This window comes from Nocardia sp. GP40 (assembly GCF_050434125.1).
Classification (GTDB): domain Bacteria; phylum Actinomycetota; class Actinomycetes; order Mycobacteriales; family Mycobacteriaceae; genus Nocardia; species Nocardia albiluteola.
This window is the reverse complement of record NZ_JBNPVW010000007.1, coordinates 124,502-148,770: the sequence shown is the minus strand read 5'-3', so window position 1 is coordinate 148,770 and position 24,269 is coordinate 124,502. Positions and strand designations below refer to the sequence as shown.

General features: G+C 64.8%; 25 protein-coding genes. 14 read left to right on the top strand and 11 right to left on the bottom strand.

Translation table 11 applies throughout. The features are described 5' to 3' along the window. Positions 1 to 30: 30 nt before the first annotated feature. Both ABH933_RS22450 and ABH933_RS22445 read right to left on the bottom strand, forming a co-directional pair. Positions 31 to 672 carry a TIGR03085 family metal-binding protein gene (locus ABH933_RS22450; protein WP_429420045.1) on the bottom strand — a complete coding sequence of 214 codons (642 nt, stop codon included), beginning with the start codon at positions 670 to 672 and terminating at the stop codon, positions 31 to 33. Between the two features lie 90 nt (positions 673 to 762). After that, positions 763 to 1,167 carry a hypothetical protein gene (locus ABH933_RS22445; RefSeq protein WP_429420046.1) on the bottom strand — a complete coding sequence of 135 codons (405 nt, stop codon included), beginning with the start codon at positions 1,165 to 1,167 and terminating at the stop codon, positions 763 to 765. Positions 1,168 to 1,333: 166 nt separating this feature from the next. On the opposite strand from ABH933_RS22445, the gene ABH933_RS22440 reads away from it, so the two are divergent. After that, positions 1,334 to 2,278, top strand: coding sequence for an NADP-dependent oxidoreductase (locus ABH933_RS22440; RefSeq protein WP_429420047.1), 945 nt, complete (start codon positions 1,334 to 1,336; stop codon positions 2,276 to 2,278). Between the two features lie 450 nt (positions 2,279 to 2,728). Here the strand turns inward: ABH933_RS22440 and katG are convergent, their stop codons facing one another. Further along, positions 2,729 to 4,963, bottom strand: coding sequence for a catalase/peroxidase HPI (gene katG / locus ABH933_RS22435; protein WP_429420048.1), 2,235 nt, complete (start codon positions 4,961 to 4,963; stop codon positions 2,729 to 2,731). Between the two features lie 39 nt (positions 4,964 to 5,002). Continuing rightward, positions 5,003 to 5,446: a Fur family transcriptional regulator gene (locus tag ABH933_RS22430; RefSeq protein ID WP_429420049.1), complete on the bottom strand. Its 444-nt coding sequence runs from the start codon at positions 5,444 to 5,446 to the stop codon at positions 5,003 to 5,005. Between the two features lie 233 nt (positions 5,447 to 5,679). Here ABH933_RS22430 and ABH933_RS22425 point away from each other — a divergent pair, with 233 nt between their 5' ends. Continuing rightward, positions 5,680 to 5,967: an amphi-Trp domain-containing protein gene (locus ABH933_RS22425; RefSeq protein WP_429420208.1), complete on the top strand. Its 288-nt coding sequence runs from the start codon at positions 5,680 to 5,682 to the stop codon at positions 5,965 to 5,967. A 48-nt stretch (positions 5,968 to 6,015) separates the two neighbouring features. Here the strand turns inward: ABH933_RS22425 and ABH933_RS22420 are convergent, their stop codons facing one another. Then, positions 6,016 to 6,816 (bottom strand): DUF2071 domain-containing protein, encoded by an 801-nt coding sequence (locus ABH933_RS22420; RefSeq protein WP_429420050.1) that lies wholly within the window; start codon positions 6,814 to 6,816, stop codon positions 6,016 to 6,018. 11 nt (positions 6,817 to 6,827) lie between these two features. Continuing rightward, the gene (locus tag ABH933_RS22415; protein ID WP_429420051.1) at positions 6,828 to 7,166 is read right to left on the bottom strand and encodes a metalloregulator ArsR/SmtB family transcription factor; all 339 of its coding nucleotides are present in this window, start codon (positions 7,164 to 7,166) and stop codon (positions 6,828 to 6,830) included. Between the two features lie 677 nt (positions 7,167 to 7,843). On the opposite strand from ABH933_RS22415, the gene ABH933_RS22410 reads away from it, so the two are divergent. From ABH933_RS22410 to ABH933_RS22390, 5 genes are all read left to right on the top strand, one after another. After that, entirely contained in the window at positions 7,844 to 8,101 is a 258-nt protein-coding gene (locus ABH933_RS22410) for a hypothetical protein (protein WP_429420052.1), read from the top strand. Positions 8,102 to 8,328: 227 nt separating this feature from the next. Next, entirely contained in the window at positions 8,329 to 9,048 is a 720-nt protein-coding gene (locus ABH933_RS22405; RefSeq protein ID WP_429455078.1) for a hypothetical protein, read from the top strand. 362 nt (positions 9,049 to 9,410) lie between these two features. Then, the gene (locus ABH933_RS22400) at positions 9,411 to 9,923 is read left to right on the top strand and encodes a hypothetical protein (protein WP_429420054.1); all 513 of its coding nucleotides are present in this window, start codon (positions 9,411 to 9,413) and stop codon (positions 9,921 to 9,923) included. A 395-nt stretch (positions 9,924 to 10,318) separates the two neighbouring features. Continuing rightward, complete coding sequence (locus ABH933_RS22395; protein ID WP_429420055.1) at positions 10,319 to 10,675, top strand: hypothetical protein; 357 nt, start codon at positions 10,319 to 10,321, stop codon at positions 10,673 to 10,675. Between the two features lie 15 nt (positions 10,676 to 10,690). After that, positions 10,691 to 11,227, top strand: a complete 537-nt coding sequence (locus ABH933_RS22390; RefSeq protein ID WP_429420057.1) for a hypothetical protein — start codon at positions 10,691 to 10,693, stop codon at positions 11,225 to 11,227. Positions 11,228 to 11,364: 137 nt separating this feature from the next. Here the strand turns inward: ABH933_RS22390 and ABH933_RS22385 are convergent, their stop codons facing one another. Both ABH933_RS22385 and ABH933_RS22380 read right to left on the bottom strand, forming a co-directional pair. After that, positions 11,365 to 12,192: a Fic/DOC family protein gene (locus ABH933_RS22385; RefSeq protein ID WP_429420059.1), complete on the bottom strand. Its 828-nt coding sequence runs from the start codon at positions 12,190 to 12,192 to the stop codon at positions 11,365 to 11,367. Between the two features lie 9 nt (positions 12,193 to 12,201). Next, positions 12,202 to 12,672 (bottom strand): hypothetical protein, encoded by a 471-nt coding sequence (locus tag ABH933_RS22380; RefSeq protein ID WP_429420061.1) that lies wholly within the window; start codon positions 12,670 to 12,672, stop codon positions 12,202 to 12,204. Between the two features lie 431 nt (positions 12,673 to 13,103). On the opposite strand from ABH933_RS22380, the gene ABH933_RS22375 reads away from it, so the two are divergent. Next, positions 13,104 to 13,550 carry a hypothetical protein gene (locus ABH933_RS22375; RefSeq protein WP_429420063.1) on the top strand — a complete coding sequence of 149 codons (447 nt, stop codon included), beginning with the start codon at positions 13,104 to 13,106 and terminating at the stop codon, positions 13,548 to 13,550. Between the two features lie 1,133 nt (positions 13,551 to 14,683). Then, complete coding sequence (locus ABH933_RS22370; protein ID WP_429420065.1) at positions 14,684 to 15,328, top strand: hypothetical protein; 645 nt, start codon at positions 14,684 to 14,686, stop codon at positions 15,326 to 15,328. Between the two features lie 175 nt (positions 15,329 to 15,503). Here the strand turns inward: ABH933_RS22370 and ABH933_RS22365 are convergent, their stop codons facing one another. Then, a complete protein-coding gene (locus tag ABH933_RS22365) occupies positions 15,504 to 16,304 on the bottom strand; it encodes a Fic/DOC family protein (RefSeq protein ID WP_429420067.1) in 801 nt (266 codons plus the stop codon). Beyond that, complete coding sequence (locus ABH933_RS22360; RefSeq protein ID WP_429420068.1) at positions 16,301 to 16,540, bottom strand: hypothetical protein; 240 nt, start codon at positions 16,538 to 16,540, stop codon at positions 16,301 to 16,303. Before ABH933_RS22360 ends, ABH933_RS22365 begins: the two co-directional genes overlap by 4 nt. A 126-nt stretch (positions 16,541 to 16,666) precedes the next feature. On the opposite strand from ABH933_RS22360, the gene ABH933_RS22355 reads away from it, so the two are divergent. The 5 genes from ABH933_RS22355 (at position 16,667) to ABH933_RS22335 (ending at position 23,950) form a co-directional block, all read left to right on the top strand. Beyond that, positions 16,667 to 17,071: a hypothetical protein gene (locus ABH933_RS22355; RefSeq protein WP_429420071.1), complete on the top strand. Its 405-nt coding sequence runs from the start codon at positions 16,667 to 16,669 to the stop codon at positions 17,069 to 17,071. Positions 17,072 to 17,710: 639 nt separating this feature from the next. Further along, positions 17,711 to 18,400 (top strand): DUF3085 domain-containing protein, encoded by a 690-nt coding sequence (locus tag ABH933_RS22350; protein WP_429420073.1) that lies wholly within the window; start codon positions 17,711 to 17,713, stop codon positions 18,398 to 18,400. A gap of 279 nt (positions 18,401 to 18,679) precedes the next feature. Then, the gene (locus ABH933_RS22345) at positions 18,680 to 20,059 is read left to right on the top strand and encodes a DUF3560 domain-containing protein (protein WP_429420075.1); all 1,380 of its coding nucleotides are present in this window, start codon (positions 18,680 to 18,682) and stop codon (positions 20,057 to 20,059) included. Positions 20,060 to 20,664: 605 nt separating this feature from the next. Continuing rightward, on the top strand, positions 20,665 to 22,704 hold the full coding sequence (locus tag ABH933_RS22340) for a tetratricopeptide repeat protein (protein ID WP_429420077.1): 2,040 nt from the start codon (positions 20,665 to 20,667) through the stop codon (positions 22,702 to 22,704). 289 nt (positions 22,705 to 22,993) lie between these two features. Beyond that, positions 22,994 to 23,950, top strand: a complete 957-nt coding sequence (locus ABH933_RS22335) for a hypothetical protein (protein WP_429420079.1) — start codon at positions 22,994 to 22,996, stop codon at positions 23,948 to 23,950. Here ABH933_RS22335 and ABH933_RS22330 read toward each other — a convergent pair. Then, positions 23,938 to 24,228, bottom strand: a complete 291-nt coding sequence (locus ABH933_RS22330) for a hypothetical protein (RefSeq protein WP_429420081.1) — start codon at positions 24,226 to 24,228, stop codon at positions 23,938 to 23,940. The two genes, ABH933_RS22335 and ABH933_RS22330, sit on opposite strands and share 13 nt — an antisense overlap. Between the last annotated feature and the right edge of the window lie 41 nt (positions 24,229 to 24,269).

The window sequence follows — 24,269 nt, the reverse complement described above, 5'->3', positions numbered from 1 at the left end:
TCCGTGGGATGCCGACGGTGTCTTTCGCGCCTACATGCCGAGGCGTGCACGCCGGACAGCCGCGACCGCGTCGGGGGGACCGGTGATTTCTACCTGTGCAGCGCTTTGACGGCCGAAGAGGTACAGCAGTAGCTCGCCGGGCAGTCCGGTGATGTGCGCTGTGGGTCTTCCTCGTCGGGCTCTGATGGTCTCGGTTGTGCCGGCCCAGGCGAGTTCAAGTCCTACGCCGTGTAGATGGCGGGCGAGTAACCATGGTGCGCGGCCGAGGTTGTGCCAGAGTGCGGCGTCCAGGGCGGGCGAGTTCGTGCGGGGGCCGTGGTCGTTGGCTCGGCGCACGTCCTCGTGGTGAACGAAGAACTCGTTGAGGTTGGGGACGCGGCGCACCCATCCGATGCGGAAGAATCCTGGTGGCGGTCCGGACCGGATGGTGGCCACCAGCGAGCGGAAGTCCTTGTGTGCCAGGGTCGTTCTTCGCCGTTCCGCGAATCGACCCCATGCGCCCGGGACGACGAGTCCAGGTCCGGCGAGTAGGTCGTGCTCGCGGAGCACGAGGTGTGCGGCGAGATCGTGCGTCGTCCACGGATCGAGAAGTGTCGGCGCCTCGGGGCCGAGTTCCTCGAGCAGGTCGGCGAGGCGTTCTCGCTCGACGGCGTCGAAGAGCGGATCTGCCATGCGCGGGAGTATAGCGAGCGCCGAGCCGATGAGCTTCGTTCTTCGATACGAGCAGTCGGGCAGGTCGACGCTTCTCCGGGCGCACCCGTTTCAACTGTGTCGACGGCAGTCCGGTGTGTCATGGACGCAGGGCGGTGTCGTTCCGAATCGCTCGCGGATCTCGGTGCAAGCCAGCATTATTCGTTCTGTGTGGTGATCGCTGAGTGCGGTGTGCAATGAAAATCTGATCAATGATCGGTCCGGTGGTGTGGCGAGATCCGCCAGCGCTTTTCGCACCGCCGTCGATATCTCGCGCGGTCGGGTGCGCCGGTGTTCGGCGGTGCGCACGACCTCGAGGGTTGCGGCCAGTCCGGCGACGTCGGGGGACCGCAACGCCGAGGAGAACACCGCCGGATACGCCGCCGACCGGAAATAGTCGACGAAATCCGGATCGTGCACGATGTGGCGCGCTGCTGACCCGCCGCGACATCGGGCGTCGTGCATTCCCCTGCTCATATGCGTCCCGACCTCTGCGGTCTCAACGCCAGGTGTTTCGCTCTCACCGCCAGGCGTTTCGCTGCCTGTCGGGCAGGACGACTCCGTACTAGCCTGAACGAGATCGTCTAGTTGTGGCTGACGCGTACATGCGACGTAGGCAAAGACCCTATCCAGGGAGGTACGGGTGAAGGCGATTGTGGTGACGGACAGGGCCGCGGGAACGGCGGGGATGACGCTGGCGGAGCGGCCCGAGCCGGACGTGGCGAGGCTCGCCGGTCTCGAGGGCGCGAGCTACGGTGACGTCGTCGTTGAAGTTCACGCGTCGGGATTCACCGGGAATGAGCTGGAGTGGCCCTCGACCTGGATCGATCGCCTCGGCCGTGACCGGACGCCGTCGATCCCCGGCCACGAGGTGGCCGGGGTGGTCACCGCTCTCAGCTATGGAACAACGGGATTCTCGGTGGGACAGCGGGTGTTCGGCCTTACGGACTGGACTCGCGACGGCACGCTGGCGGAGTATGTCGTCGTTGAGGCGCGCAACCTTGCGCCGCTGCCAGCTGACGTCGACTTCACAGTGGGCGCGAGCGTGGCGATGACGGGCCTGACCGCGTGGCAGGGGCTGTTCGAGCACGGCCATATCCGGGCGGGCCAGAGCGTCCTCGTGCATGGCGCGGCCGGCGCGGTCGGTTCGATGGCGATACAGCTCGCACGTGAGGCCGGCGTCTACGTCATCAGTACCGGACGCGCTGCCCATCGTCAGACGGCGCTCGATTTCGGCGCGCACGAGTTTGTCGACCTCGAGAACGACGCTATGGAAGGTGTCGGTGGAGTTGATCTGGTGTTCGATGTCTTCGGCGGCGACATCGGAAGGCGGTCCGCGGGTCTGGTTCGTTCCGGAGGAACACTCGTCAGCGTCGCCGGTCCGCCCGAGGCACGGCCGGCCGACGGCCTGGCGATCGACTTCGTTGTCGTGTCTGATCGAGCGCAATTGAGTGAGATCGCCCGGCGGGTGCGGGATGGACGTCTGCGGACGCATATCGGCCAAGTCGCGACTCTCGACGACGCGGTCGTTGCTTTCAACCCGACCGAGCGGATCGAGGGGAAGACGATCATCCGCGTTCGTCGGTGAGGACTCAGGGACAGCGGCGACCGCCTTTCCCACGCCAATACCGCATGCGCGATCCCAGGTCCCTTGCGGGAAGCCGGCAGCGGTGGCGAACTCGGGTTGAGCTGGTCGGCGCGGGCTTCGAGTACCTGAAGATCTTCCACAACCGCCGGCGCGCGAAGAGGCCACCGTTGCAGGACGCTGGCGACGCGCGACGAGTAGACCCGCGTGTCGGCAAACACCACCGGAACCACAGGTCATGATCAGCGCCCAGGAGCGTGGCGTGTTGTTCGGGGGCGATGGCCGATTACACGCCCGGTCGCGCCCCGCGTGAGCGCATCGGCGAGATCCGACAACGGCACGTCCGCGTCGCGGAGGCGCTCGTTTGGATGCGATGCGCCGGCGAGTGGCTCGCCGGGGCATCGCATGCGGTGACTGCCCGAACAATGCGGCGACTGCCCGAACAGGGTGGTGTTACCGGTGCAGGTCGAAGCGGTCGAGGTTCATGACCTTGGTCCAGGCGGCGGCGAAGTCGCGCACGAACTTTTCCCCGGCACGGTCGGTGGCGTACACCTCCGCGACCGCGCGCAGTTCCGAGTTGGAGCCGAAGACGAGGTCGACGCGGCTGCCGGTCCACTTCGCCTCGCCGCTCGCGCGGTCTTTACCGACGAATGTGCCATTGTCGGCCGCCGACGATTCCCATTTCGTGCGCATGTCGAGCAGGTTCACGAAGAAGTCGTTGGTGAGCGTCCCCGGCTTCGCGGTGAATACGCCCAGTGCCGACTGCTTGTGGTTCGCGTCGAGTGCTCGCAGGCCACCGACGAGGACGGTCATCTCGGGAGCGCTGAGTGTCAGCAGGTTCGCCTTGTCGAGCAGCAGGTACTCGGCCGGGAGCAGGGTGCCCTTGCCGACGTAGTTGCGGAAGCCGTCCGCGGCCGGTTCGAGCAGCGAGAACGACTCGATATCGGTTTGCTCCTGGGTAGCGTCGGTACGGCCCGGGGTGAACGGCACCGTGATGTCGAATCCGGCGTCCTTGGCGCCCTTCTCGACCGCCGCGACCCCGCCGAGCACGACCAGGTCCGCGAACGAAATCCGCACGTTCCCGGACTGCGCGGAGTTGAACGACTCCTGAATGCCCTCGAGCCTGCGTACCACCTGCGCCAGCTCGTCGGGTTCGTTGACCTCCCACCCGGCCTGCGGCTGCAACCGGATTCGGCCGCCATTGGCGCCACCGCGTTTGTCGCTGCCACGGAACGATGACGCCGCCGCCCACGCAGTTGAAACCAGCTGCGGCACAGTCAATCCCGAGGACAGGATACGGCCCTTCAGGTCGGTGATCTCCGCGAGACCGACCAATTCGTGATCGACCTCGGGAACCGGGTCCTGCCACAACAGGGTCTCGGCCGGGACGAGTGGCCCGAGGTAACGGGCCTTGGGGCCCATGTCGCGGTGGATCAGTTTGTACCAGGCCTTGGCGAACTCCTCGGCGAGTTCCTCGGGATGGTCGAGCCAGCGCCGGGTGATCTGCTCGTAGATCGGGTCGAGTCGCAGCGAGAGGTCGGTGGTCAGCATCGACGGGGTGCGCGTCCGCGTCCCACCCTGCGGGTCGGGCATGGTGTTGGCCCCGGCACCGTCCTTCGGGACATACTGCCAGGCCCCAGCCGGGCTTTTGGTTTTCTCCCACTCGTAGCCGTAGAGGATTTCCAGGAAGCTGTTGTCCCACTGCGTCGGTGTCGGCGTCCAGGTCACCTCGATACCGCTGGTGATAGCATCCGCGCCGACGCCGGTGCGGAAGCTGCTGCGCCAGCCCAGGCCCTGCTCCTCGAGCGGGGCAGCCTCTGGTTCGGGACCGACGAGATCGGCATCACCGGCGCCGTGGGTCTTGCCGAAGGTATGGCCGCCCACGATGAGCGCCGCGGTCTCGACGTCGTTCATAGCCATACGGCGGAAGGTCTCCCGGATGTCGACCGCCGCAGCCAACGGGTCCGGATTGCCGTTGGGCCCTTCGGGATTGACATAGATCAGGCCCATCTGCACTGCGGCCAGCGGGCTTTCCAGGTTTCGCTGGCCGGTGTAGCGTTCGTCGCCGAGCCAGGTGTGCTCGGGCCCCCAGTACACGTCCTGGTCGGGCTCCCACTGGTCGACGCGGCCGAAGCCGAAGCCGAAGGTCTTGAAGCCCATGGAGTCGAATGCCACGTTGCCGGCAAACACGATCAGGTCGGCCCACGACAGCGCCGGGCCGTACTTCTGCTTGATCGGCCACAGCAGGCGGCGGGCCTTGTCCAGGCTGGCGTTGTCGGGCCAGCTGTTGAGCGGTGCGAACCGCTGCATACCCGCGCCGGCGCCACCACGGCCGTCGTTGATGCGGTAGGTGCCCGCCGCATGCCAGGACATCCGGATGAACAGCGGCCCATAGTGGCCGAAGTCGGCCGGCCACCAGTCCTGCGAGGTGGTCATGAGTTCCTCGAGGTCGCGGCGGACCGCGTCCACATCGAGGGTGGCGAATTCCGTGGCGTAATCGAAGTCGGGGCCCATTGGGTTGGCGACCGCGGGATTCTGCGCCAGGATCCTCAGGTTGAGCTGGTTGGGCCACCACTCCCGGTTGCTGTTTCCGCCCTCGGCGGGGTAGTTGAGACTGCCGGCGATCGGGCAGCCGCTCACGCCGGGCTCGGTGCTGGCATCTCCAATGGGTGGGTGTTCCTCGGGCACGTCAATTCCTTTCGATAGCAAGCAAATTCGGGCTCTCGATCACGGATGATGTTGGGAGGAGGGAGAGTTCGAACAGGCAGGGCACAAACCCCAATAGACGACTTCGGCCTCGTCGATGACGAAACCGTGGCTGTCGGAGGCAGTCAGGCAGGGGATCTCGCCGACAGCGCAATCGACATCGACGATCACGCCGCATTCTCGGCAGACGGCGTGGTGATGGTTGTCGCCAACGCGCGTCTCGTAAAGCGCCACCGAGCCCGTCGGCTGGATGCGCCGCAGCAGACCCGCTGCGGCCAGGGCCCGCAGCACGTCGTAGACGGCCTGATGAGACACCGCTCCCAGCGCCTCGCGTACCAGCCCGATGATCGAATCCGTATCCGAGTGCGGCCTGCGATGCACCGCCGTGAGCACCGCTATCCGCGGTGCTGTGACCCGCAGCGCAGAGCTGCGCAGCATTGCCTCGAAGTCCGGGGTCGTGGACACACTCTGAAGTATGACCCATTCAACCAAGTGCAGAGGCAAGTTTCTAGCAAATCCACAGGAATCCAGCTAGCTCGATTTTGGGATCGGAATCGCAACGCCGGTGCGACCCTGGCAAACTGCCGGACGCGACGGATTGTTCGGCGGTGTTCGCATGCCGGAAGGCCCTTCGGTGCACGTGCCGCAGGTAGTTCGACCCTGGGCGCGACCGTGGCCTCGGGGGTGTGCTGGAGAGTATGTCGAAGCATCGGAAGACTTACCGGGATAATCGCACATTGACCCGGGCTGAGTTGGCTGCCGAACTGCGTCGCCTGGCCGACGACCTCGATGCTGGTGGGGAGCTGGGCTATGCCGGAATGGGCGGCGCCGTTAGCGTGCCCCCGCAGGTGATGCGGGAGCTGGAGATCGAACGCAGCAAGGACGGCACCGGCTGGAAGGTCGAGGTCGAATTCGCCTGGGCCGACCGACAGAGCGCGCTGGAAACGATTGCCACCCAGCCGGACCATTCCGCGCAGCCGCAGTAAACCCGCGCAGGGGCCGGGCTGCAGCCGTGGGGCCGGGCGCCTCGCTGATCAGCGGCCGCGGGCAAAGTCTCGGAATGAGCCCACAACCTCGCTCACCGCAGACGATCCAGGCCGCCTATTCCCTGCAGTCGCAGAGCCAGCAACGATTCGCAGTGGCGGAAGGGGGCGCCAGGTCACAGGCACCTCGCGCATCAGCAAGGCGCAGTCGGGCACCGCGCTGCCTGGCGGGAACCGGTCCCGGTCGTCGAAGACCGTGGACCGAATCGAGCAGACCTCGACCGGCTCGACGTGCCACGAGTCCGTTCGGAGTTCGAGCCCATCGAGGCATTGACCGCCACGCGTGGCCGAGAATCCGGCCGAGCCACGCCGAAAGAAGTCCGATGCCTGCGCCAGATCGGCGAACAGTTCGCTTCCCTGGAACCGCTCGACGGTCCGGACGTCCACACTCACCGAGATCGTCTCGTCCTGACTGGCGAAAGCCACATGCAGGTCCTGCGCCGTCTCCCGCACGTCGAACCGCGCCAAACTATGATCACCCGGAAACAGCCGCCCACCGGCAAGGACATTGATCACCGAGCCGCTGTCGCGACGCGAGATATACACCCCGGTCGAGCGTCCCTGCGGACCATCCCACTCAACCGCGATGCGATGCGCCGCGTTCTCGCTGCGCAGCCCGCCCCAGCCAGGCAGCCAACTAGGTCGGAACTGTCCGAGGCGGATCAGGCAGATGCCGGCGACCGCCCAACCGTCAACCAGTTGGGGTCGCATAGGCGGCGGCACCAAGCTCGCGGCTGCCTCAGGGGCGACTCGGTAGTTCACAAGAAGGCGTCGCTCGACGAGGCTGGACATCCGCGGAGGTCTCATCCGGCACCCCTGTTCTTCGTGGTTCGCAGTCTGCGCTGCTTGACGATGACCTGTTCCGGGCAGATCGCGCTCAGGAACCTGCCGACACACAACGCCAGTCGTTCCTCGACAAGCGAGTAGAAGATCCGATTGGCGACTCGTCGCTCTCGGACGAGCCCGGCTGCCTTGAGTACGGCCAGATGCCGGGAGATCGACGGACCACTGATCGGAAACCTCGCGGCGATATCACCCGCGGTCAACTCGCCCGAGCGCAGATCCTCCAGGATCTGCCGGCGCGTCGAGTCGGCCAGCGCGCGGAACACGCCAGCTTCCTCCTCAGGGTCGAGTTCGGTCATGTTTGCATTTTAGCACTATAGCTAAATAGCGAATAATCACAGGGTATTCCTGTCACGCACTGGTGGTGGCCGTTCCTGCCGGCGTCGTGATGTGTGAGTGGTATCGGCGGTGGGCGGGTCATGGGGGAGTGTGCTGGGATGGGCAGAGTGATTTCGGCTTGCCGTGACCGGACCCTGTGAATACAGCGCGCCTGCGCCGGGCTGGTCGCTGTCGGGGCGGTACATGTCTCGTGCGGGCATGGGCCGGGAGTTCGCGCTGAGCTTCCGGTATGGACCGTCCGACGATGCTGATTGTGGTGGTTGTGGTGGTCGCGGGGAGACGGCGCATGCGGTTGCGTACCCGCGATTGGCGCGACTCTCGAACCGCAAGGTCGCCCCACCCGCCACCGCGGAATGAATGCAGTCCTGATCACCCACTCGAACGGGCTGCTTGTGGGGGTTCAATACGCCTGTGGTCCATGGATACGACAAAAGCCGTTGCAGTGCAACGGCTTTCGTTTCTTACTGTGTCCGGAGGGGGATACATGCGCTAACCACACGCATTGACCTGCGTAGATAGGCGTACAGCCCTGGCCGATCGGCCGCGGCGCCGACCTGCCGGCCGGCCGGGCTGAAGCTGGCACAGCGGATCTTTTCCGGCCCGGTCCTGCCCGGCCGGCGGTGAACGGCCTGGACCGTTGGCCGCCCCGAGCTGCCGGTGGCGCAGCACCCAGCGAGTCCATGATCGCCGCGAGCCGGCTGCGCGGTATTCGCCACCCGGAAATTCACCGGGTGCCGCCAAACCTGCCCGCAAGACCAGCGACGGCACCCTGTGCAACGCATTCAACCCGCGCGCACGTACCGCGTTCAGTCGCACCAGCGAACGCGGCACCGAGGTCACCGGCTACATCGTCGCGATGGAGGAAGAAACCGACCTGGACTGCTATACCCGCTGATTAAGAGTCGGGCCACCTTGTCGCGCTGCTCATGGGGCATCTAGGACTCTGCACGATGCCCCGTGCACGCGGAAATGCACTCGGAAAATCGGATCGTTTCCCGCCTGCTCCCGCCGTGTTCCCGCAGCTAGCCAGCTGTTTCCCGATGCCAAGGCACCCGCGGTGCGTGCGGGCCAGGAGCGGCGGGGCCACTGGCTGAGCCCCGTTCTACGGCAGATCCTACGCGCGTGGCTTCCATGCGTCCGAGCAACGGCCGCGTTACCAGGATCGTCGAACCCCTGCCGCTCACTACTCGATTGGAAACTTTCCCGGTGCACACCATCGACATTGAGTCGATTACGGGCGAGCTCGGCACCTACGAGGTCACCTGGTGGATCGACGAATACGTGAACAACCCGTTCGATGAATACGACCACGTCACCTCTGTCGTGCTCGGTCCCCGTGATCGGCGCTCCCTCACCTACAGCTACGGCCCGATGGCCGAGAAGGTTTCCCGGATCCTCGCGGATGGAATCCATTCGGAGGCATCGGTAGTACGGTGGCTCGCCCTACGCGGATGCCGCGGCATACACACGCTGCACCACTCCGGGAACGATGGACGGATCGCCGCCGATCCACCGTTCACACCCGACACGGCCATGCAAAGTGATGCGCTGCGCGGCGTCGCGTTTATCGCCCCGGAATTCGTGTCCGAGGTAACCGATCCGGACCGCGTTGTCGGCGACGATATCCAAGAACTGTCGTATTGGGCCGAGGGTGATGCTTTCGGATACTCGGTCGCACGCCGGTCCGGCGAGATAGTAGGTTCCGGCGGCGGCTATTTCGGTTGGCTTGATACCAAGGACTCGATTCTGCGTGACGTTATTCTCGATGACGTCCAGGAGTACGAGAGTCATCTCATTCGACAAGCGCAGTTGTTCGGTGCCGGCTTCGTCGGCATCGTCTGACCGATGGTCGAGTGGCTCGTCTTATATCACCGATCACTGTCGCCGGATCTGTCACGTTCGTTCCGGCCGAACAAAAGGGGCGGAGAATTGCCTGTTCTATCTCTTCCGAAATCCATGGATGCCCATTGTGCGTATTCGGTAGCTCATGGCTGGATGGCCGTACCGGCTGTCGTGATCATCGATCGCGGACCGCTGGGGCCGATCGCCGCTTGCCAGGCGTGCGCGGAGTTTCATGAACGCGTGGTGAGTACCTCGTGAGCGTACGGTCCGCGTCGCTTTCGCCCGTACTCTCGCCGGCCACCGCAGCTCTGCTCGACGGGCGGCCGGATATGACTCGGTTTCCGCGCGGACGGGAGACCATCATGACCGGTGGACACATTGTCTGCGTCCACTGTGGCGGCGTCTCTACCGCTCGGCGACACGATTGCCCGTGGTGTCAGCAGTGTGGGTGCTATCTCACGCTCGATGCGGCGGCGGGCGAGTGGGTCAGCTTCGCCGAGAAGCTGTGGCGTGAGAACGAAGTACGCAACGCCCGGTGGTTCGACCAGGCCCGCACTAATCTCCGCCGCCAGCTCGACGACATCCGAGGCGTCGTTCCGGCCGGATGGACCATGCACGTCAACGACCCTGGCCGTGGTCTTGCGTGCATCGATATCGCACCGCCCGCCGACCGGATCGACGTCTCCGCTCGCGTGTATCCGCCGCACGACGGGCAGCCCGAGGGCTGGTATGTGCGCATCGACAACCGGACGCGGCACGTGGATTTTCCGTTGTATATCGCTGGCGGCGCACACGCCGCTTTCTTCACCACCGCCGCCATCGCCACACGCAGGGCCGTCCAGACGGTTCGCGGTGAACTCTATGCCTCCTACTGAGCAAGCATCGAGGATCAGGGGTTTCCTCCAGCTCATCCGCCGTGCGGAACGAGTCGGTGAGGGAGCCGATCACCTCGGCCAGGGTGCACTCGGGCTACGCCCAGGCCAGCCGTTCCGCTTGCTCGCCGGTGAGTAGCGAGCCCGCCCAGTCGCTGAGCCGGTTGTGCGGTGTCCTCGCAACATCAAGTGCAGGTTCGTCGTCGATCTTCGCGCAGGACCCCCGCCGTCCCGGCAGCTCTGGCAGGAGCCGCCGTGCCCAGCGCTGATACGGGACATGGGTCGGCGCCGCGCCGACAGCCCCCGCGGTCGATCCGCCCGAGCCGCCGACCCCGCACACGTCATTTCCGGGGAGGCTCGGATGCGTTGCAAGACAACAAGATAGGAGAACGCTCACCATGTTTTCGGACGACGACGATGGTCGGCCGGTCCACGACGAGCAATATCGGGCGTTACGCAAGCTCTATGCGCGGTTGCGTGCGCTCGGTTTCGCGGCAACGTTCGACCCCAACGAGCTCGAGCACTACTTCGAGCCGGTCATCGACATCACCGTCGCAGGCTATGCGTTGAGCATCGAGCAACACACCGGCGCGGATTTCGTTCACATCGAACGTCGCGTGCAGTCCAGCGATCAGAAGTGGTCGTGCATGGTCACGGTCGCCGAACGTCTGGACAACGACATGGTTCCCGCATTGCTGCTGGGTCTGCAGTACCCCTCGTTGGCCCACACACACGACGCCGATCCTCGCCAGTGAAAGCCCTTCAACGTTATGACTCCATCACTCGTCCACGAAGACCCCGCGGGAAGCTATTTCGATGTGTGGGGCCGACCGACCCCGCCCGGTGACTGGGCTTATGATCTCGATGATTTCGATATTCACTATGGTCCCGGGTGGTGGCCGTTCTACACCCGCTACAAGCCCTTCGCGAAGCCGGAGATCACCCGCCCTATCGGTGTCCGCCTCGCGCCGGACACCGAATACTATTCGTGGCGCAACGAATACGTGCTGCTGAGACCCGATCTGCGTAATCCGGTCGTGGTTACCGGCCTGCTGCGGTTGTTCGTACGCCGCCAAGGAGGCGGGGCGATCTGCGTGGATACCCGGATCACCGTCGATATGCGCGCGAAAGGCGTGCACATTCCCGCCGATTGTCCGCACGCGCTGCGTGATCAGGCGCAGACCAAGGGCGAGCGCATCCTGCGGTTCCTGCTTCACCACCGTGCCCGGCGCCGTGCTGGAGACACCCGCCCGGTCACTGCCTACGACAAGTGGATTGCCGCCTCCGATGGTGCCCCCGGACATTGACCGGCGGCTCCGTGAGCTGTCGCGCTGCTGTGCGCGGCGCAGCGACGGTTCTGCAAGATCCTTTGCTGATGGCAGGGCAGGTCGTTGTGGTAGTGGTGGTCGGCCAGCGTTCGGGAGTCGTGGCACAGGGATACCGGTCATTCGAGTTGTGTTTCCGGGGGCTCGGGTGACTGGTGTTGTGTCGGGCCCCCGATTAGGCCGATGAGGGTGTCCATGCCGTTTCCAGTTCCCGGCGCGAGTTGGCCTGGGGCAGTCAGGTGGGGCAGTGAGGTGGTCATTTCCAGTACCCGCCGCATCAACTCGGGCATGGTTTCATCGATCTGGGCGTTCTCGACCTTCTCCTCGATCATCCCGTCGAGCAAGGTGCGCAGTGGCTGGGGATCGGTGTTCGGACTCGCCCACACCAGCGTGGCGCGGCAGGCGTCGTTCCACCGGGCCGAACTGACCGCGCTGTAGTTGATCGTCCATCGGGCCGCATCGGAGAGTTGATCGAACAGCAGGCGAGTCGACCGGCCGTTGCCCTCCGGAAACGGGTGTGCCGCATTGAGCGCGGCCAACCCGCCGGCCGCCGCATCGCGAAACCTTTCGCGGTTCAGGTCCGCCCACGGACGGCTGGCCACGGCCTCGACGGCCTGGCGGGCGTAGGCATCCAGGTAGTGGCGCGGGCAGAAGGCCACATCCTGTTTGCCCATGTCGATGGTCCGGAACTGTCCGGCCCACTCGTAGATCCCGTGAAACAGGTGGGCGTGGATGGCTTTCCATTGCCCGACGTCGCCCGTGTGCGGGATCGCTGCGGAGCCGAGCCGAATCTCCAGTGTGCGCTGCATGGTCTGCCGGTACTCGATGAGCCGCAGGACGCGCTCGGTGGTGGCGCCGACCAGGTTGCGCATCATCGGCTCACCATCGTCACCCATGGTCATGTACGTCATCGCGTACGTGTCCTGCTGCCAGGAATCACCGACCATCGTTTGTCTCTAGCGGTCGTTCCATTCGACGCCGGTCTCCGTTTCCGGGGCCGATGACGCATATGGTGCAGTCGAGGTCGAGGGCGCGGCTACCGCCGGAGGAGCGTTCTGCTCGTGGTTCGAGGTCTGTGTGTATGCGCGTTTCTGGATGTCCACACCGGTTCGCATGAGCGCCTCCCACACCGACATCTCCTGCGGGGACCATGCCCGGCCGTTCTCGGCCGCGGCGGCGGCCATGCACCGCACGAACACCGCTGCTCCCAGGTCGAGCAGTACCGGCGGTAACCCCGCACGGGCGTGTGCTCGTCCCACTGCCGTGAATTCCGCCTCGAGCCGTCGAGTGTCGAGCGGGTCCGTGCTGGCGAGAGTAACCAGAATTCCGAGAAACTTCGCCGTCGACCGGATCCGCGCGGGAAGGTCGTACAGAAACGGGTGTGTTCCGGGACCGTCGGCGAATTGGGCGTAGATCGATTCGGCCACCGCTCGGCAGCGACCGGTGCCCACGGACACGGCACTGTGTCGCAGTAACGACACCTGGTGCTGCGTCAGAGCACCGAACGGCCGCTGTACCTCGGAGTGTGATTCTCCCGCCGAGGTCACAGCGCACGCCGGCTTTGTGCTGCCGCACCGGTGCCGGTCCGGGCAACTGCTTCGAATGTGTGAGAAATTCGGGTTACAGCCATGGATTCATGAAAACCCGAAGCGCTGTTATTGTCCATTCATCTGGACCACACCCTTTGTGGCCCCACTGCCAGTGGTGTTTCACGGAAGAAATTCCTATCGTGTCACCACTATCCGTGGCCCCACCAACAGTGGCTGTCGAAAGCATGGACATGCAGGCATTTATTGGTTGTGATTCTTGCAGGGCTGAATAAGCCACTGGAGAGAAATGGAGACACCCAATGAATTCGATGTCCAAAGTTGCGAGCGTGGTCGCGATTCCCCTGCTCGTGAGCGCTGTCGGCGCCGGGGCTGCGAGCGCGTCCCCAGCCATTCACGGACCGCAACCGGCCGTCGTAGCGGCCGCATCGGCTCCGATTCCACGCGCCCAGGACATCGCCGATCGCAACCCGGTGGACAACGGTGCCGCGATCGGGGCTGGTGTCGGTGCGATTCTGGCGATTCCGGGATTCGTCGGTGGCCTCGCCAGCGGTGCCTCGACCGGCGCCGCGATCGGTGGCGCTCTCGGTACTCTGCCGGTCGGCACGCTCACGGTGCCCGGCGCGGTCATCGGCGGCATCATCGGCGCACCCATCGGTGGCGTTCTCGGCGCGGCCGCCCCGATCATCGGTGGCGCGCTGCTGGGAGCCGCGACCGGATATGTTGCGCCGCAAAGCATTCCGCAGGTACTTCCGTAACCCGCACAACGCACGGGCATGGTGTCACCCATCATGCCCCCGCAGAAGGTGATCGCGGTACATCTCCCGTGTAGCACCCACCCACTCGGCGCGAGGACTCACCCGGTCCCCGCGCCGAGTCGCGTTGATACCCAGCTCAGCCGTCACCGTCTGTCCGCATCGACATCGTTCGATGCAGCCTTCTCGCCGTCTCCGCCAGAGATCATCGATCGTCGGCCCCCTGAGTCCTGCGGTACCTGTGTGCGCCCTGTCGCCAGTGTTGTTGCAGCAGTGCGCGGATTCGGCGTTGATCAGCCCAGACCTGCGGATCGTCGGAGTCGAGCCCAGCATCGGTCAAGGCCTGCCGATCAACCCAGTTCTCGTCCATGCTCTGGTTGGACGGCGCAGAATCCGCAGCGGTCGCATGAGGCGGTCCCGTTGTCCGGAAGTCGTCCCCCAGCCAACGGCCGTGGTCGTAGCACGCAGCCGGGTTCCGCCGGCCCAGGGCCCGTCGTTATGTCCAGGCGTGATCTACCGTGCGCGCGGTATGTTCGCACCGCAGCGTCGGCGACCGATCGGTACAGAGTTCCGCAGCGACCAGAAACGTTCTCGATGCCGGTGCGATGCTGATATCCGGCCTCCGCCCCCAATCTCGACGCCCCATCCCGGCTCACCGGTGCCAATGTCGCGATGCCAACTACAGTGAGCGCCAACAATTCCAGCTGAGACTGTCACACCGACAAGCGGCTCATCACGCCGGCCACCATTGCCGGCCCGGTCCGCGGTGTCGCCGCGCTGCCCATCGTTCTCCGCCTGCTGTTCTCACGGATTCACCTGTTGCGCAGCGGGTTACGGTGCCTCCCTCATCAAAGACGCTCAGGATCTCTAGTCCGATGCCACAACGGGCAGCTCGGCAACAAGCCGCACGCCATACACAACAGATCCGAGCGTGCAACGACACCGGGGTCACTTCACACCGCGGCTTGAGGTGGACTCCGGCGATCGCTCGGGCCGGTCGAGTCCGGACGCTCGACAACGATTCCGCGCCCGCGAGGCCAATTCACATCACCGGCAACGCCGCCGAGTGCGGCTGATCTACCAGGGCTGGGGGCCGGTCCCCCTGCATGCCCGCACTGATCGAGGAGAGCAAGTAGATGTCCAGCATCGAGGTGCCCGAGCCCGTCGTCGACCTCAGTGAGTCCGTCGAGGTGCCCCCGCTCGAATGGCATGCTGAGACCGATCCGGCCGAACTCACACGTTTGGAAGCGCTGCAATGGATTTCGGCCGAGTGGGGTGGGTTCTCTGTGCATGTCAAACAATCCGCGCTCGACGAAGACCGAGGCGAGATAACTCTGTTCATCTCCCATGATCATTACGACGACCCAGCGTGGCGCGACGCGGTCCCGTACGAGTCGGTGGAGATAGCGAAGGAGTCCGGGGTCGCGACGATCGTCGCTACGCTCGAGGGTGAGCTCACTCGTGTAGCCGTACGCGCGCGCATCCCGCACGACAGCAACCGGTTCCGATGGACGATCGTGACGTGCCCGATCGATGTACTCGGCAACTACGACGCCGAAGCCACCGCCATCTACCCGCGACTGCCCGAATATTCCGACGGCTCAGGCTCGGTCGGCTTCCGCAGCCCGGTGATCGTGGTCGATGGCTGCCCCGGGTTCGAGGCGGGGTGCTCGACCTGGTCGCACTGCGATGACGGCGAACTCGACCAGGCTCGCCACGAGCACTGGGACTGCGAACACGACTTGACCTGCGCCAACTACCCGAAAGACGATCACCAATGACCATGGGTTCAGTGCAACCCGTCGGTCGAAGCTCGTGGCGGCACACGGTTGGCGGCACAATGGTACAGCCGGGCGGCGCGGATCCCCTTCCTGCGCCGTTTCGGCATCCGCTTCCGGGCCCACACCTGTCGATCCACTGACCAACCGGCAGCGCTGTTGGGACGGGAGAAACAGGCTAGAACACGTCCGGGTCGGTGTCCCGGTCCAGGGGCACCTCATAGGTTTCGCTCATCGGTGCCGATCCCGGCACCTCATGTGAGGGCTCGGCGGGCCGAATGTTGGTCAATCCCAGCAATCGCCGCTGCGCGGGCGGCATGACACCGGTCTGCTGGACAGCCGGCACATCGGCGATTCCGACGATCCGATCGAACAGCTCCTCCAGGGGTGCGGGATTTATCTCCGGCCATCGTGCTCGTGTCGCATGGCAGGCTGCGTCCCACCGCTCGGCACCTTGCCGGTCGCTGACCTGGGAATAGTCGATCCTCCAGCGTGCGTGCTCGCTGAGCTGGTCCAGGAACACCCGCAGTGAGCGGCCGTTTCCTTCCCGGAACGGATGTGCCGCATTGAGTGCCGAGAACGACCAGGCCACGGCTTCGACGAACTCGTCCCGGCCCATCCTGTGCCACGGCATCCGAGCGGCGGTCGGGACGTGTTCGGCCAGATAGGGTTCCAGCTCGCCCGGTGCGGCGAATCCGGCGCCGTCCTTGGACATCCTGGTTGTCCGCAGTTGCCCCGCCCATTCGTAGATGTTGCCGAACTGGTGAGCGTGGATCGCCCGCCACTGGGCCAGATCTCCGGTCCGGGCGATAGCGGCGGCTCCGCTGCGGATTTCCTGAGTCCGCGCCATCACTTCGCGGAATTCGAGAACCCAGAGGTGATAGTCGTTGACCGCGCCGATCGTATTGCGCAACATCGGCCTGCCGTCGTCCCCGGTGGTTAGGTAGCTGTCCCACGCGGACGACTCCGGAGAGGTCATGCCTCGGCGGAACGATCTCCGCCGCGCGAATTCGCCACACGTTCAGCGGTGCGGCGACGGTACTCCGCCTCGGAGATGTCGCCGCACGCGAGAGCGACAAGGTCCACCGCGTCCTGCCGTGTCGGCTCCGCACCGGCCAGGGCCGTATCGGCCAGAGTGGCGACTACCGACTGCCTGACCGTCGCATCCAGGCCCGTGAAGACCTCCGGCCAGGCGTTTTCGAATCGAGATTCCATGTACACCAAGGATACTGATGGTCTCCACGGAACTACTCGTGTGCAGTCTGTCGATCGGCGACCTACCATGGGCCCAACGCCGGTCGGACTCTGACGACGCCGACAGCCCGGGCAATCAGGAGCACGATGAACCTCGACCACATCCGCCAGGTCGAACAGTACGTCGCCATCGCGGAGGCCGCGCTGCGTGAACTGTCGTCCGCGCAGAGCATCACCGACGCCGAGACGATCGTGTCCAAGTCACGAGAAGACGCCCTCATCGAGCATTTGAAGACCGCGAAGGCCGGTCTGGACCGCGCTCGCGACATGCTCGACGCCGCCGACCGCGACGGCGATCCGGACATGATCAGCCTGGTCCGCGGACATCTCGACCGCAAAACCCTCGAGTACAACGAACTGTATGCGACCGTGCGCAGAGAACTCGTCCAGCTGACGAAAGCCCGGCTCGATGCCCACGTGGACGTCGCTCTCAGGCGGCAGGTCCTCGACGCTGCCTGCGACGCCGCTGCCGAGTCGGCATCCCAACTCTGACTGTCTGCCGCGCGACGGCCAGCTTCGTGCCGTCGATGTGCGGCGCGCGACGACGCTCCTGCTCCGACGTCAGTACCACCACGCTCAATCAAATCCATTACCACCCATGTGATTCCGCTGCCCTCGCGCCACCGAGTACACCGTCGCTCCCTGCCTATCTGGATCCGCGTGGATCGATGGTCGACAGTCACACCATCATGAATTCTTTTGTGCTGCCGCCCCGCTCATAATCGAACGCTGCTCCGATCCAGTTGCGCCACGCACTGGTAGTGGGCACAGCATGGGCGAACAGTTCGTGGCGTTCGCTCACCCCACAGGAGGTCCGCACGGGCGGAAGCTGTTGCAGGACATGATGAATCAACACGAGGAGCGGTCGACTGGACCCGCAGGTGCCGCGGTGGTCGCGTTCTACCACATCGGTCCCCGAGGCCGAAGAACTGCTGATCTCCTGGCGGGATCTACTCCATCAGCCTGACGACGAACGTCCGGAAGGTGAACTCTTCACACCTCCGTTCGGCAGCTTGGCGTTGCCGCCGTCCTTGTCCGCGTGCTGACCGACGGCAGCCTTGCGCCACTCTCATCCATCCAGTCCAGCCCTCTTCTTCCGGGTCTTCACACGACCAGAATCGAGACGAGTACATGAGCGAGGACAGCATCGACATTAGCCCGCACCTGCCGCCGATTGCGCTCACCGACACCGCCCCGCGAGCCGACGGTCCCGCTTTCGAAATCTGGACCCCCGACCATGTCACCAAATTCGGCGTTGTCTACCAAGCCGATGGCCTGTGGATCGCGTCCGCCAATATCGAGTTCCCGCAACCCTTCCGGGCCCGCGATGACGCCATTGCAATGCTGGTCTTGTTCCGGGGAAAGTTCCCGACACCACCGAACCCCGACGACGAACCCGCAGACCTGGACATCACCGACAAGGGCCCCGTCGAGCTGCGATTTCCGTTGCGTCGAGTCCTCGACATCGCCGAACACACCGCCGCTGCCACCGACCACCGGCCGCTGTATGACCAGCGCCCGGTCCGGCCCGCGTTGTGGTGGGTCAAGGACGACGGCACCTACCTGATGAGCAATGCGGCGCGCACGGGCGACGACGCCATCCAGGTCGTGTACGCGGAAGGCTGGGGTCCCGGCACCGATCCCGCGTCGCTGCTGGGCGGTGACGATTTCGCCGAACTGTTCGATCTACACGAGCCGATGGACGGCAACACCGGCGACACGTTGCTCGACTTTCTTCGCAAAGCCGTCGACGACGGATACGTCCACGTGCTGCTCACCGTGACCGCCCGACAGGTCGCCTTCGCCGTCACACAGCCATAGCTCCACGCCACGCGCTGCCGCTCCTCGTGACCGCGCAGCCGTGACCGTCTGGATGCTCCTGCCGATCCGGCGACCCGCAGCCGGGGCCTGTATCGGACGCCGGCCGAGTCGTCGCCATCGACCCCGCTGCCACCGACAGCCAGCACGCCGCGCCGCCCATTCGCACGACCCAGGCCAGCCCGCAACCGGAATCGGCCTCTTCGAGCCTCGCCTGATGCCCCGTGTCCGGCGAGCTCTCTCATTCGTCGACCGCACCTTTCATTGGAAGGACGTAACCAGATGAGCCACATCATGATTCGCCACAACCGTCAACTCGGCACGCTTGTCTACGGCACCTACCGCGGCATGTCAGGCGTCGGGAAGGCACTCACCGAGTGGCCCTGCAACTTCCGCGGGTCGGAGAACCTTCCCGAGGATGACGAGTGGGGTGACCCGTACTGGTATCTGCCGCACTCGCGGCGCCGCCGCGCCGACACCTACAAGATCGACACTGCGGTCGAGCGGCTTCGCGAACTCGGCCACGAGATCGACGTCGAGATCGACGACACGACGCCGGCGGTCGACTTCGCCGGGTTCATGGAGGAAAAGCACGACCGGGCCGACGATCGGGCTGCCTATCAGCAGTACATGGCGCGGCGCGAGTTCTGGACTTCGGACAGCATCCGAGCGGCCAACCAGCGCACCTACGACATGCTCAACGGTCAGCCGATTCTCGTCGGCCATCATTCCGAGCATCGGCACCGGCGCTTGCTGGATCGGCTGTGGCAGCGTGAGGGCAAGGCATGGGCGCTCTACGACAAGGCCAAACATCGCATCGACCGTGCGGAGGCGGCAGCGAATTTTCGTGCCTACAAGGAGAACCCGGGCACCACCCAGCGCCGCATCCTCGGCATCGAAACCGATCTCCGCCGTATCGGCAAGGAACTGGAAGACCACGGCGACCGGTGGTCGGATCACTCTTTGGCGATCACGCGTGCCGAGATCGTGGAGAAGCTGGAGGAAATCGACTACTGGTGGCGGGTTCTCGACGAGGCGGGTGTGCACGTCTGGGGGCCGGACGATTTCGCGGTCGGCGACTTCGTTTCCTGGAGCCGTGATCGCTGGCACGAGGTTGCCCGCGTCAACCCGAAGTCGGTCAGTGTGGCCGGTCTCTACGACACCGTCGGCGGTCGAGTCCAAACCATGGCCGGGCTGACCCGCCGCAACGGCCGCCCGCAGCCGCTGCCGTATCACCAGGTGATCGGTCATCTCACCGCCGCGCAGGCCCGTGAGCAGTTCCCCGAATTGTTCGTAGCTCTCGATGCCGCGCCGGCCCGGCCGCGTCCAGGCAAGAAACGGGGCAGCGTCAAACTCCGCCATCATCGCGCCGCCGAGGGGGAACGCTGGGAGTGGCAGGTCGGCGATATCGAGTACCACGCGTTCTGGCGTCATCCGCAGAACTGGTGGCGCGGCGAGCGCGAGCCGGTGACCGAACCGGGCATCATCCACGTCACGGCGTATCGAGCCGGGAAAACACCCACTTTCGTGTCCCGCGGCGAACCTGTCGAGGTCGCAGTCTCCGAGGTCGCGATCGATGGTGACATCGCGTGGGTCGAGGAAGTCCACAACCAACTGCGCGACCACGTCCAAATCCATTACGCCAGTAGGGCCGCCGCCTGAGCAGTGGGGCCGGGCGATCCCGCACGCATCGCCTGGCCCGCTCGCCGATGCGGCCTCTCGACTGCACTTTCCTACGACATCCAGCTTCCGATTCAATCGTCAGGAGTTCGCCGTGGCGCACATCGGGCCCGTCATCGTCCGGCACACATCGGTTGGCGTCCACGTCCTGTGTCCCCTCGGACACCTCATCACCTCGTGGCAACGCGGACAGAGGAGAGTGGGCCGGGAGTCCTGATGGCCGTCGACGGTTGTATCGTCAGCGCGTGCGCAGGGTGGTCACGGTGGGGACCTGGACGCGGCGGCAGACCGTGTGGGCAGCAGTTCTCGTAGTCGGCGTCGCGGGTGCTGGGCTGGCGGGTCCGCTGGGTCAGAAATGGCTCACTCTCGCCGCGGCCATCGTCGCCGGTGTCGGTGCCGGCGTCAGTGTGTGGCTCGCTGTCGGGCGTGCCGGGGTAGAGAGTCGTCGTGAGCGGGCCGAGTTGGACCGGCGGCTGCGGACCCCGGTGGTCGCGGTCGCGGACGTGGATCCTTGTGCAATTGGGGTTGACCCTGCTGCCCGTACCGCGGTCAGCCGCGATCGGGTACCGGCCTATGTGGAGCGTGGGGTGGACGACACGTTGGTGGCTGCGGTCCACGACGCGGTGATCGGCAGCGGTGAGTGGCTGGTGGTGGTGGAGGGCCCGTCGAAGGTCGGCAAGTCCCGCACCCTGCTACACGCCCTGCAAACCTGCCATGACACCAGAACGCTGCCGTTGATCGCCCCGGTCGACACCAGGGACAAGGACAAAGTCGCACTCAGTTCGCTTCTCGAACCCGGACAACGCCTTCCCGCCCGCGGTCCGGCCGTGTTGTGGCTCGATGATCTCGAACCGTTCCTCGCCAACGGCTTGACCCTGCACACCCTGCGCGAATGGCGGGCCGAGGTCCCTGGACGGATCGTGGTCGCCACCCATGGTGGCAAAGGCCGCGACCTCGCCAGCGATACCAAGAACCTCACTCCCTTAGCAGGCGGAGTGCTCGCGCACGCGCGGCGAGTTACGCTGGCCCAGACGAGCGACACCGAACTTGAGGGGCTGAAAGAGCGGATACCACGCACTGATTTCGAGGAACTTCGCCGGTATGGGTTGGCGGCTTACCTGGTCGCCGGACCTGAACTGTGGGGCAGGTTGAACACCGAGATGGACCGGGCTCCAGAAGGAACGGCCATCGCGCGAGCGGTGATCGACTGGGCGCGCTGCGGGCGCACCGACCCCATTGACGAAACCATCCTGCGCCAAATCTGGACACTGTATCTGCCCAGCCGAATCACCCCCGACGACACCGCATTCGCCACGGGCCTCACCTGGGCGCTCGCGCCGGTCACGGGAACGATTGCGCTGGTGTACCGCGTCGACGGATACGAAGCCTTCGACTACGTCGTTCGGCTCGCCATCGAAGCGTCCGCATTCCCATCCCCACCGGATCCGGTGTGGGCCACCGCGATTGATACCGCCACCGATACACAAGCTGCCTATATCAGCCAAAGCGCCTACGGGCATGCACGATTGACCGACACGGAAGCCGCTTTGACCCGCGCACGTGAATCGTCAAACCCCGAAATCGCAGCCTCGGCCGGATACAACCTGGGCGTTGCTCTCCGACAGCTCGACCGTCCACAGGAGGCGTTGGCCGCCTACCAACGAGTCGTCGCCGACCACAGCGACAACCCCGCCCCCGTCGTCCGCGAACTGGTCGCGCGAGCACTGCTCAACCAAGGCCGTGTCCTCGGCCAGCTCGGTCACCTGCAAGAAGCGTCAGCCGCCTGTCAACGAGTTGTCACCGAGTACAGCAACGACCCCGACCTCCGCGCACAGCTAGCCGAAGCGCTGTTCGATCACGCCTGCGTCCTCGGCAGGCTCGGCCATCCTCAAAAAGCGCTGGCCAACTTCGAACGAGTCGTCATCGACTACGCCAACGCCCCCGATCTCCGTGAACGTCTCGCTCAGGCGCTGCTCGGTCAGGGCTACGCGCTCGGCCAACTCGGCCGCCTGCAAGAGGCGCTGGCTGCCTACCAACGAGTTGTCACCGACTACGCCAACGACCCCGATCTCCGCGAACTGGTCGCTCGCGCACTGTTCCAACAGGCCGTTGTCCTCGGCCAACTCGGCTGCCTTCAGGAGGCGCTGGCCGCCTACCAGCGTGTCGTCACCGACTACCGCCACGACCCCCATCTCGATCTCCGCGAACAACTCCATAGAGCGCTGCTCAGCAAAATGATCGCCCTCGGCCACCCCGACCGGGCCCCCGTCGAAAAACTCGTCGCCGCCGACTCCTACCTCCGCGAACTGGTCGCCGAAGCACTGCTCAACCAAGGTATCGTCTTCGGCCAGCTCGATCACCTGCAAGAAGCGTTGGCCGCCTACCAACGAGTCGTCACCGACTACGCTGCCGACCCTGATCCCACCTTTCGTGAGCTGGTCGCTCGCGCACTGTTCTACCAGGGCGTTGTCCTCGGCCACCTCGACCGCCCAAGGGAGGCGCTGGACACCTACGACCGAGTCGTCACCGATTACAGCACCGACCTCGGCTCGACCGTTCGTGAACTTGTAGCCGCGGCGGCATCTCACCTTTCCGAAGCACAGCCGGTCCATCAGGAATCGGACTGAAGCCGAAGCGATCGGAAAGTTCTGTTGTGGTCCAAGATGTTAGGAGCTGGTGTCGCCCCGAGGGCCATCTTCAGATGGCGCCTTGCTCCACAACATTTCGGAAACAGCCATCCGATACGTCAACGCCGCCAAGGCATTCCTTGAATCCATCGTCGGACAACACCAGTAGTTCGCAAATTCGCCGAGGTAACGACATCGCAGGAACAGACGATCCCAGCCAGCACATGGACTGTCGGCTCCGTCCGCTACGGTGTCGTCACCACAGAGGCTGAGAACACGGGGTGTACGGATGACCAACGTAACGCCTTACAAGCTGCGCAGAGCCATCGCTGAAGCCTTGTGGGAACAGATCAGCGCGCACCATCTAGCCGAGGTATGCGACGACCTTGGGATGCCGCCCTCGCAGGTCGACCTCGATCCGTTCAGCAGCAAACGCGCTTACGTCGACCATCGCCTCCAGGACAGCCCGCTTGCTGAGCTGGCCGGGATCGCTCGGCGGGTTGCCGCGGATTTCACCTCAGATCATGTGCAATCGCTTCTCGATGCCCTTGGGGCCCACGGTGTTTCCGGTGAACTGAAGAATCTTATTTTCGCGGCTGACGGCCCGAAGCCGCGTATCGTGCTTCGCGATGCGGTCAACAACATCCTCGACATCGTCGAGAATGAGCAGTACTGCCTCGTCTACAACCGACCTCTGACCGACCGCGGATTGACTTGGCGCGAACTGGTCGGATGGTGGGCCGAGCAGTATCCCGGTCCTGCAACTGAACGCGAGCACGCCCTCGGCCTCTATGACCGACTAGTCAAGAGCCTCGACAACAAGACCGAGAAAACCCTCTTTCGGGCATACAGCACGCTCTACGCCCGCCCCGATGGGTTTGATTTGCCCGCCCTCATTCCGCAGGTCTATCTGCACTATGACCCATACACCAAACGCCAGCTGGGCAATCGGCCGAATCAACTCGAACGCCAGCGCATGGATTTCCTTCTGTTGCTTCCGCACCGCCGACGAATCGTGATCGAGGTCGACGGCCGCCAGCACTATGCCAGCCGTGATGGCATAGCCGACCCCGCTCTCTACAGCACGATGGTGGCCGAAGATCGACGAATCAAGCTGGCCGGCTACGAAGTCTTCCGGTTCGGTGGTCACGAACTCACCCGCGACGCTGCCGAATCCGCTCGGTTGCTCGACACCTTCTTCCTAGATCTGCTCGACACATACGGTGCTCTACCTCAAGGCGAGTAGCTCGCCTCGCGTTCAACGCCGTCATCGCACGCTTGGACCGCGGGCAGACCGACATTCACTGTGCGACTGCCGATGTAGGAACGAAACCTGGCTGCTCGCCGTGGGCATGTCGTGACGAGGATGACGAACTCGGTGTCGCCGAGACCGAGCAGCTCATTCGCGAGGCCGCTGACACCGGCCAGTGAGTCGTCAGCAGTCAGATCCAAGGGGATGACCTTGTGCTGCATGAATTCTGCGGAGCCCACACGGTGAAGCCGAACACCGAGATCGGTGACCATCTTGCAGCGGTCTGTTCGTCGGGGGCCGTCACGACGGCCAC

Excerpts from the sequence above, each read along its gene's own strand:
- ABH933_RS22450 (WP_429420045.1), bottom strand. The coding sequence starts at position 672 with ATGGCAGATCCGCTCTTCGACGCCGTCGAGCGAGAACGCCTCGCCGAC.
- ABH933_RS22445 (WP_429420046.1), bottom strand. The coding sequence starts at position 1,167 with ATGAGCAGGGGAATGCACGACGCCCGATGTCGCGGCGGGTCAGCAGCG.
- ABH933_RS22425 (WP_429420208.1), top strand. The coding sequence starts at position 5,680 with ATGTCGAAGCATCGGAAGACTTACCGGGATAATCGCACATTGACCCGG.
- ABH933_RS22420 (WP_429420050.1), bottom strand. The coding sequence starts at position 6,816 with ATGTCCAGCCTCGTCGAGCGACGCCTTCTTGTGAACTACCGAGTCGCC.
- ABH933_RS22415 (WP_429420051.1), bottom strand. The coding sequence starts at position 7,166 with ATGACCGAACTCGACCCTGAGGAGGAAGCTGGCGTGTTCCGCGCGCTG.
- ABH933_RS22400 (WP_429420054.1), top strand. The coding sequence starts at position 9,411 with ATGACCGGTGGACACATTGTCTGCGTCCACTGTGGCGGCGTCTCTACC.
- ABH933_RS22395 (WP_429420055.1), top strand. The coding sequence starts at position 10,319 with ATGTTTTCGGACGACGACGATGGTCGGCCGGTCCACGACGAGCAATAT.
- ABH933_RS22390 (WP_429420057.1), top strand. The coding sequence starts at position 10,691 with ATGACTCCATCACTCGTCCACGAAGACCCCGCGGGAAGCTATTTCGAT.
- ABH933_RS22385 (WP_429420059.1), bottom strand. The coding sequence starts at position 12,192 with ATGGTCGGTGATTCCTGGCAGCAGGACACGTACGCGATGACGTACATG.
- ABH933_RS22375 (WP_429420063.1), top strand. The coding sequence starts at position 13,104 with ATGTCCAAAGTTGCGAGCGTGGTCGCGATTCCCCTGCTCGTGAGCGCT.
- ABH933_RS22370 (WP_429420065.1), top strand. The coding sequence starts at position 14,684 with ATGTCCAGCATCGAGGTGCCCGAGCCCGTCGTCGACCTCAGTGAGTCC.
- ABH933_RS22365 (WP_429420067.1), bottom strand. The coding sequence starts at position 16,304 with ATGACCTCTCCGGAGTCGTCCGCGTGGGACAGCTACCTAACCACCGGG.
- ABH933_RS22360 (WP_429420068.1), bottom strand. The coding sequence starts at position 16,540 with ATGGAATCTCGATTCGAAAACGCCTGGCCGGAGGTCTTCACGGGCCTG.
- ABH933_RS22355 (WP_429420071.1), top strand. The coding sequence starts at position 16,667 with ATGAACCTCGACCACATCCGCCAGGTCGAACAGTACGTCGCCATCGCG.
- ABH933_RS22350 (WP_429420073.1), top strand. The coding sequence starts at position 17,711 with ATGAGCGAGGACAGCATCGACATTAGCCCGCACCTGCCGCCGATTGCG.
- ABH933_RS22345 (WP_429420075.1), top strand. The coding sequence starts at position 18,680 with ATGAGCCACATCATGATTCGCCACAACCGTCAACTCGGCACGCTTGTC.
- ABH933_RS22335 (WP_429420079.1), top strand. The coding sequence starts at position 22,994 with ATGACCAACGTAACGCCTTACAAGCTGCGCAGAGCCATCGCTGAAGCC.
- ABH933_RS22330 (WP_429420081.1), bottom strand. The coding sequence starts at position 24,228 with ATGGTCACCGATCTCGGTGTTCGGCTTCACCGTGTGGGCTCCGCAGAA.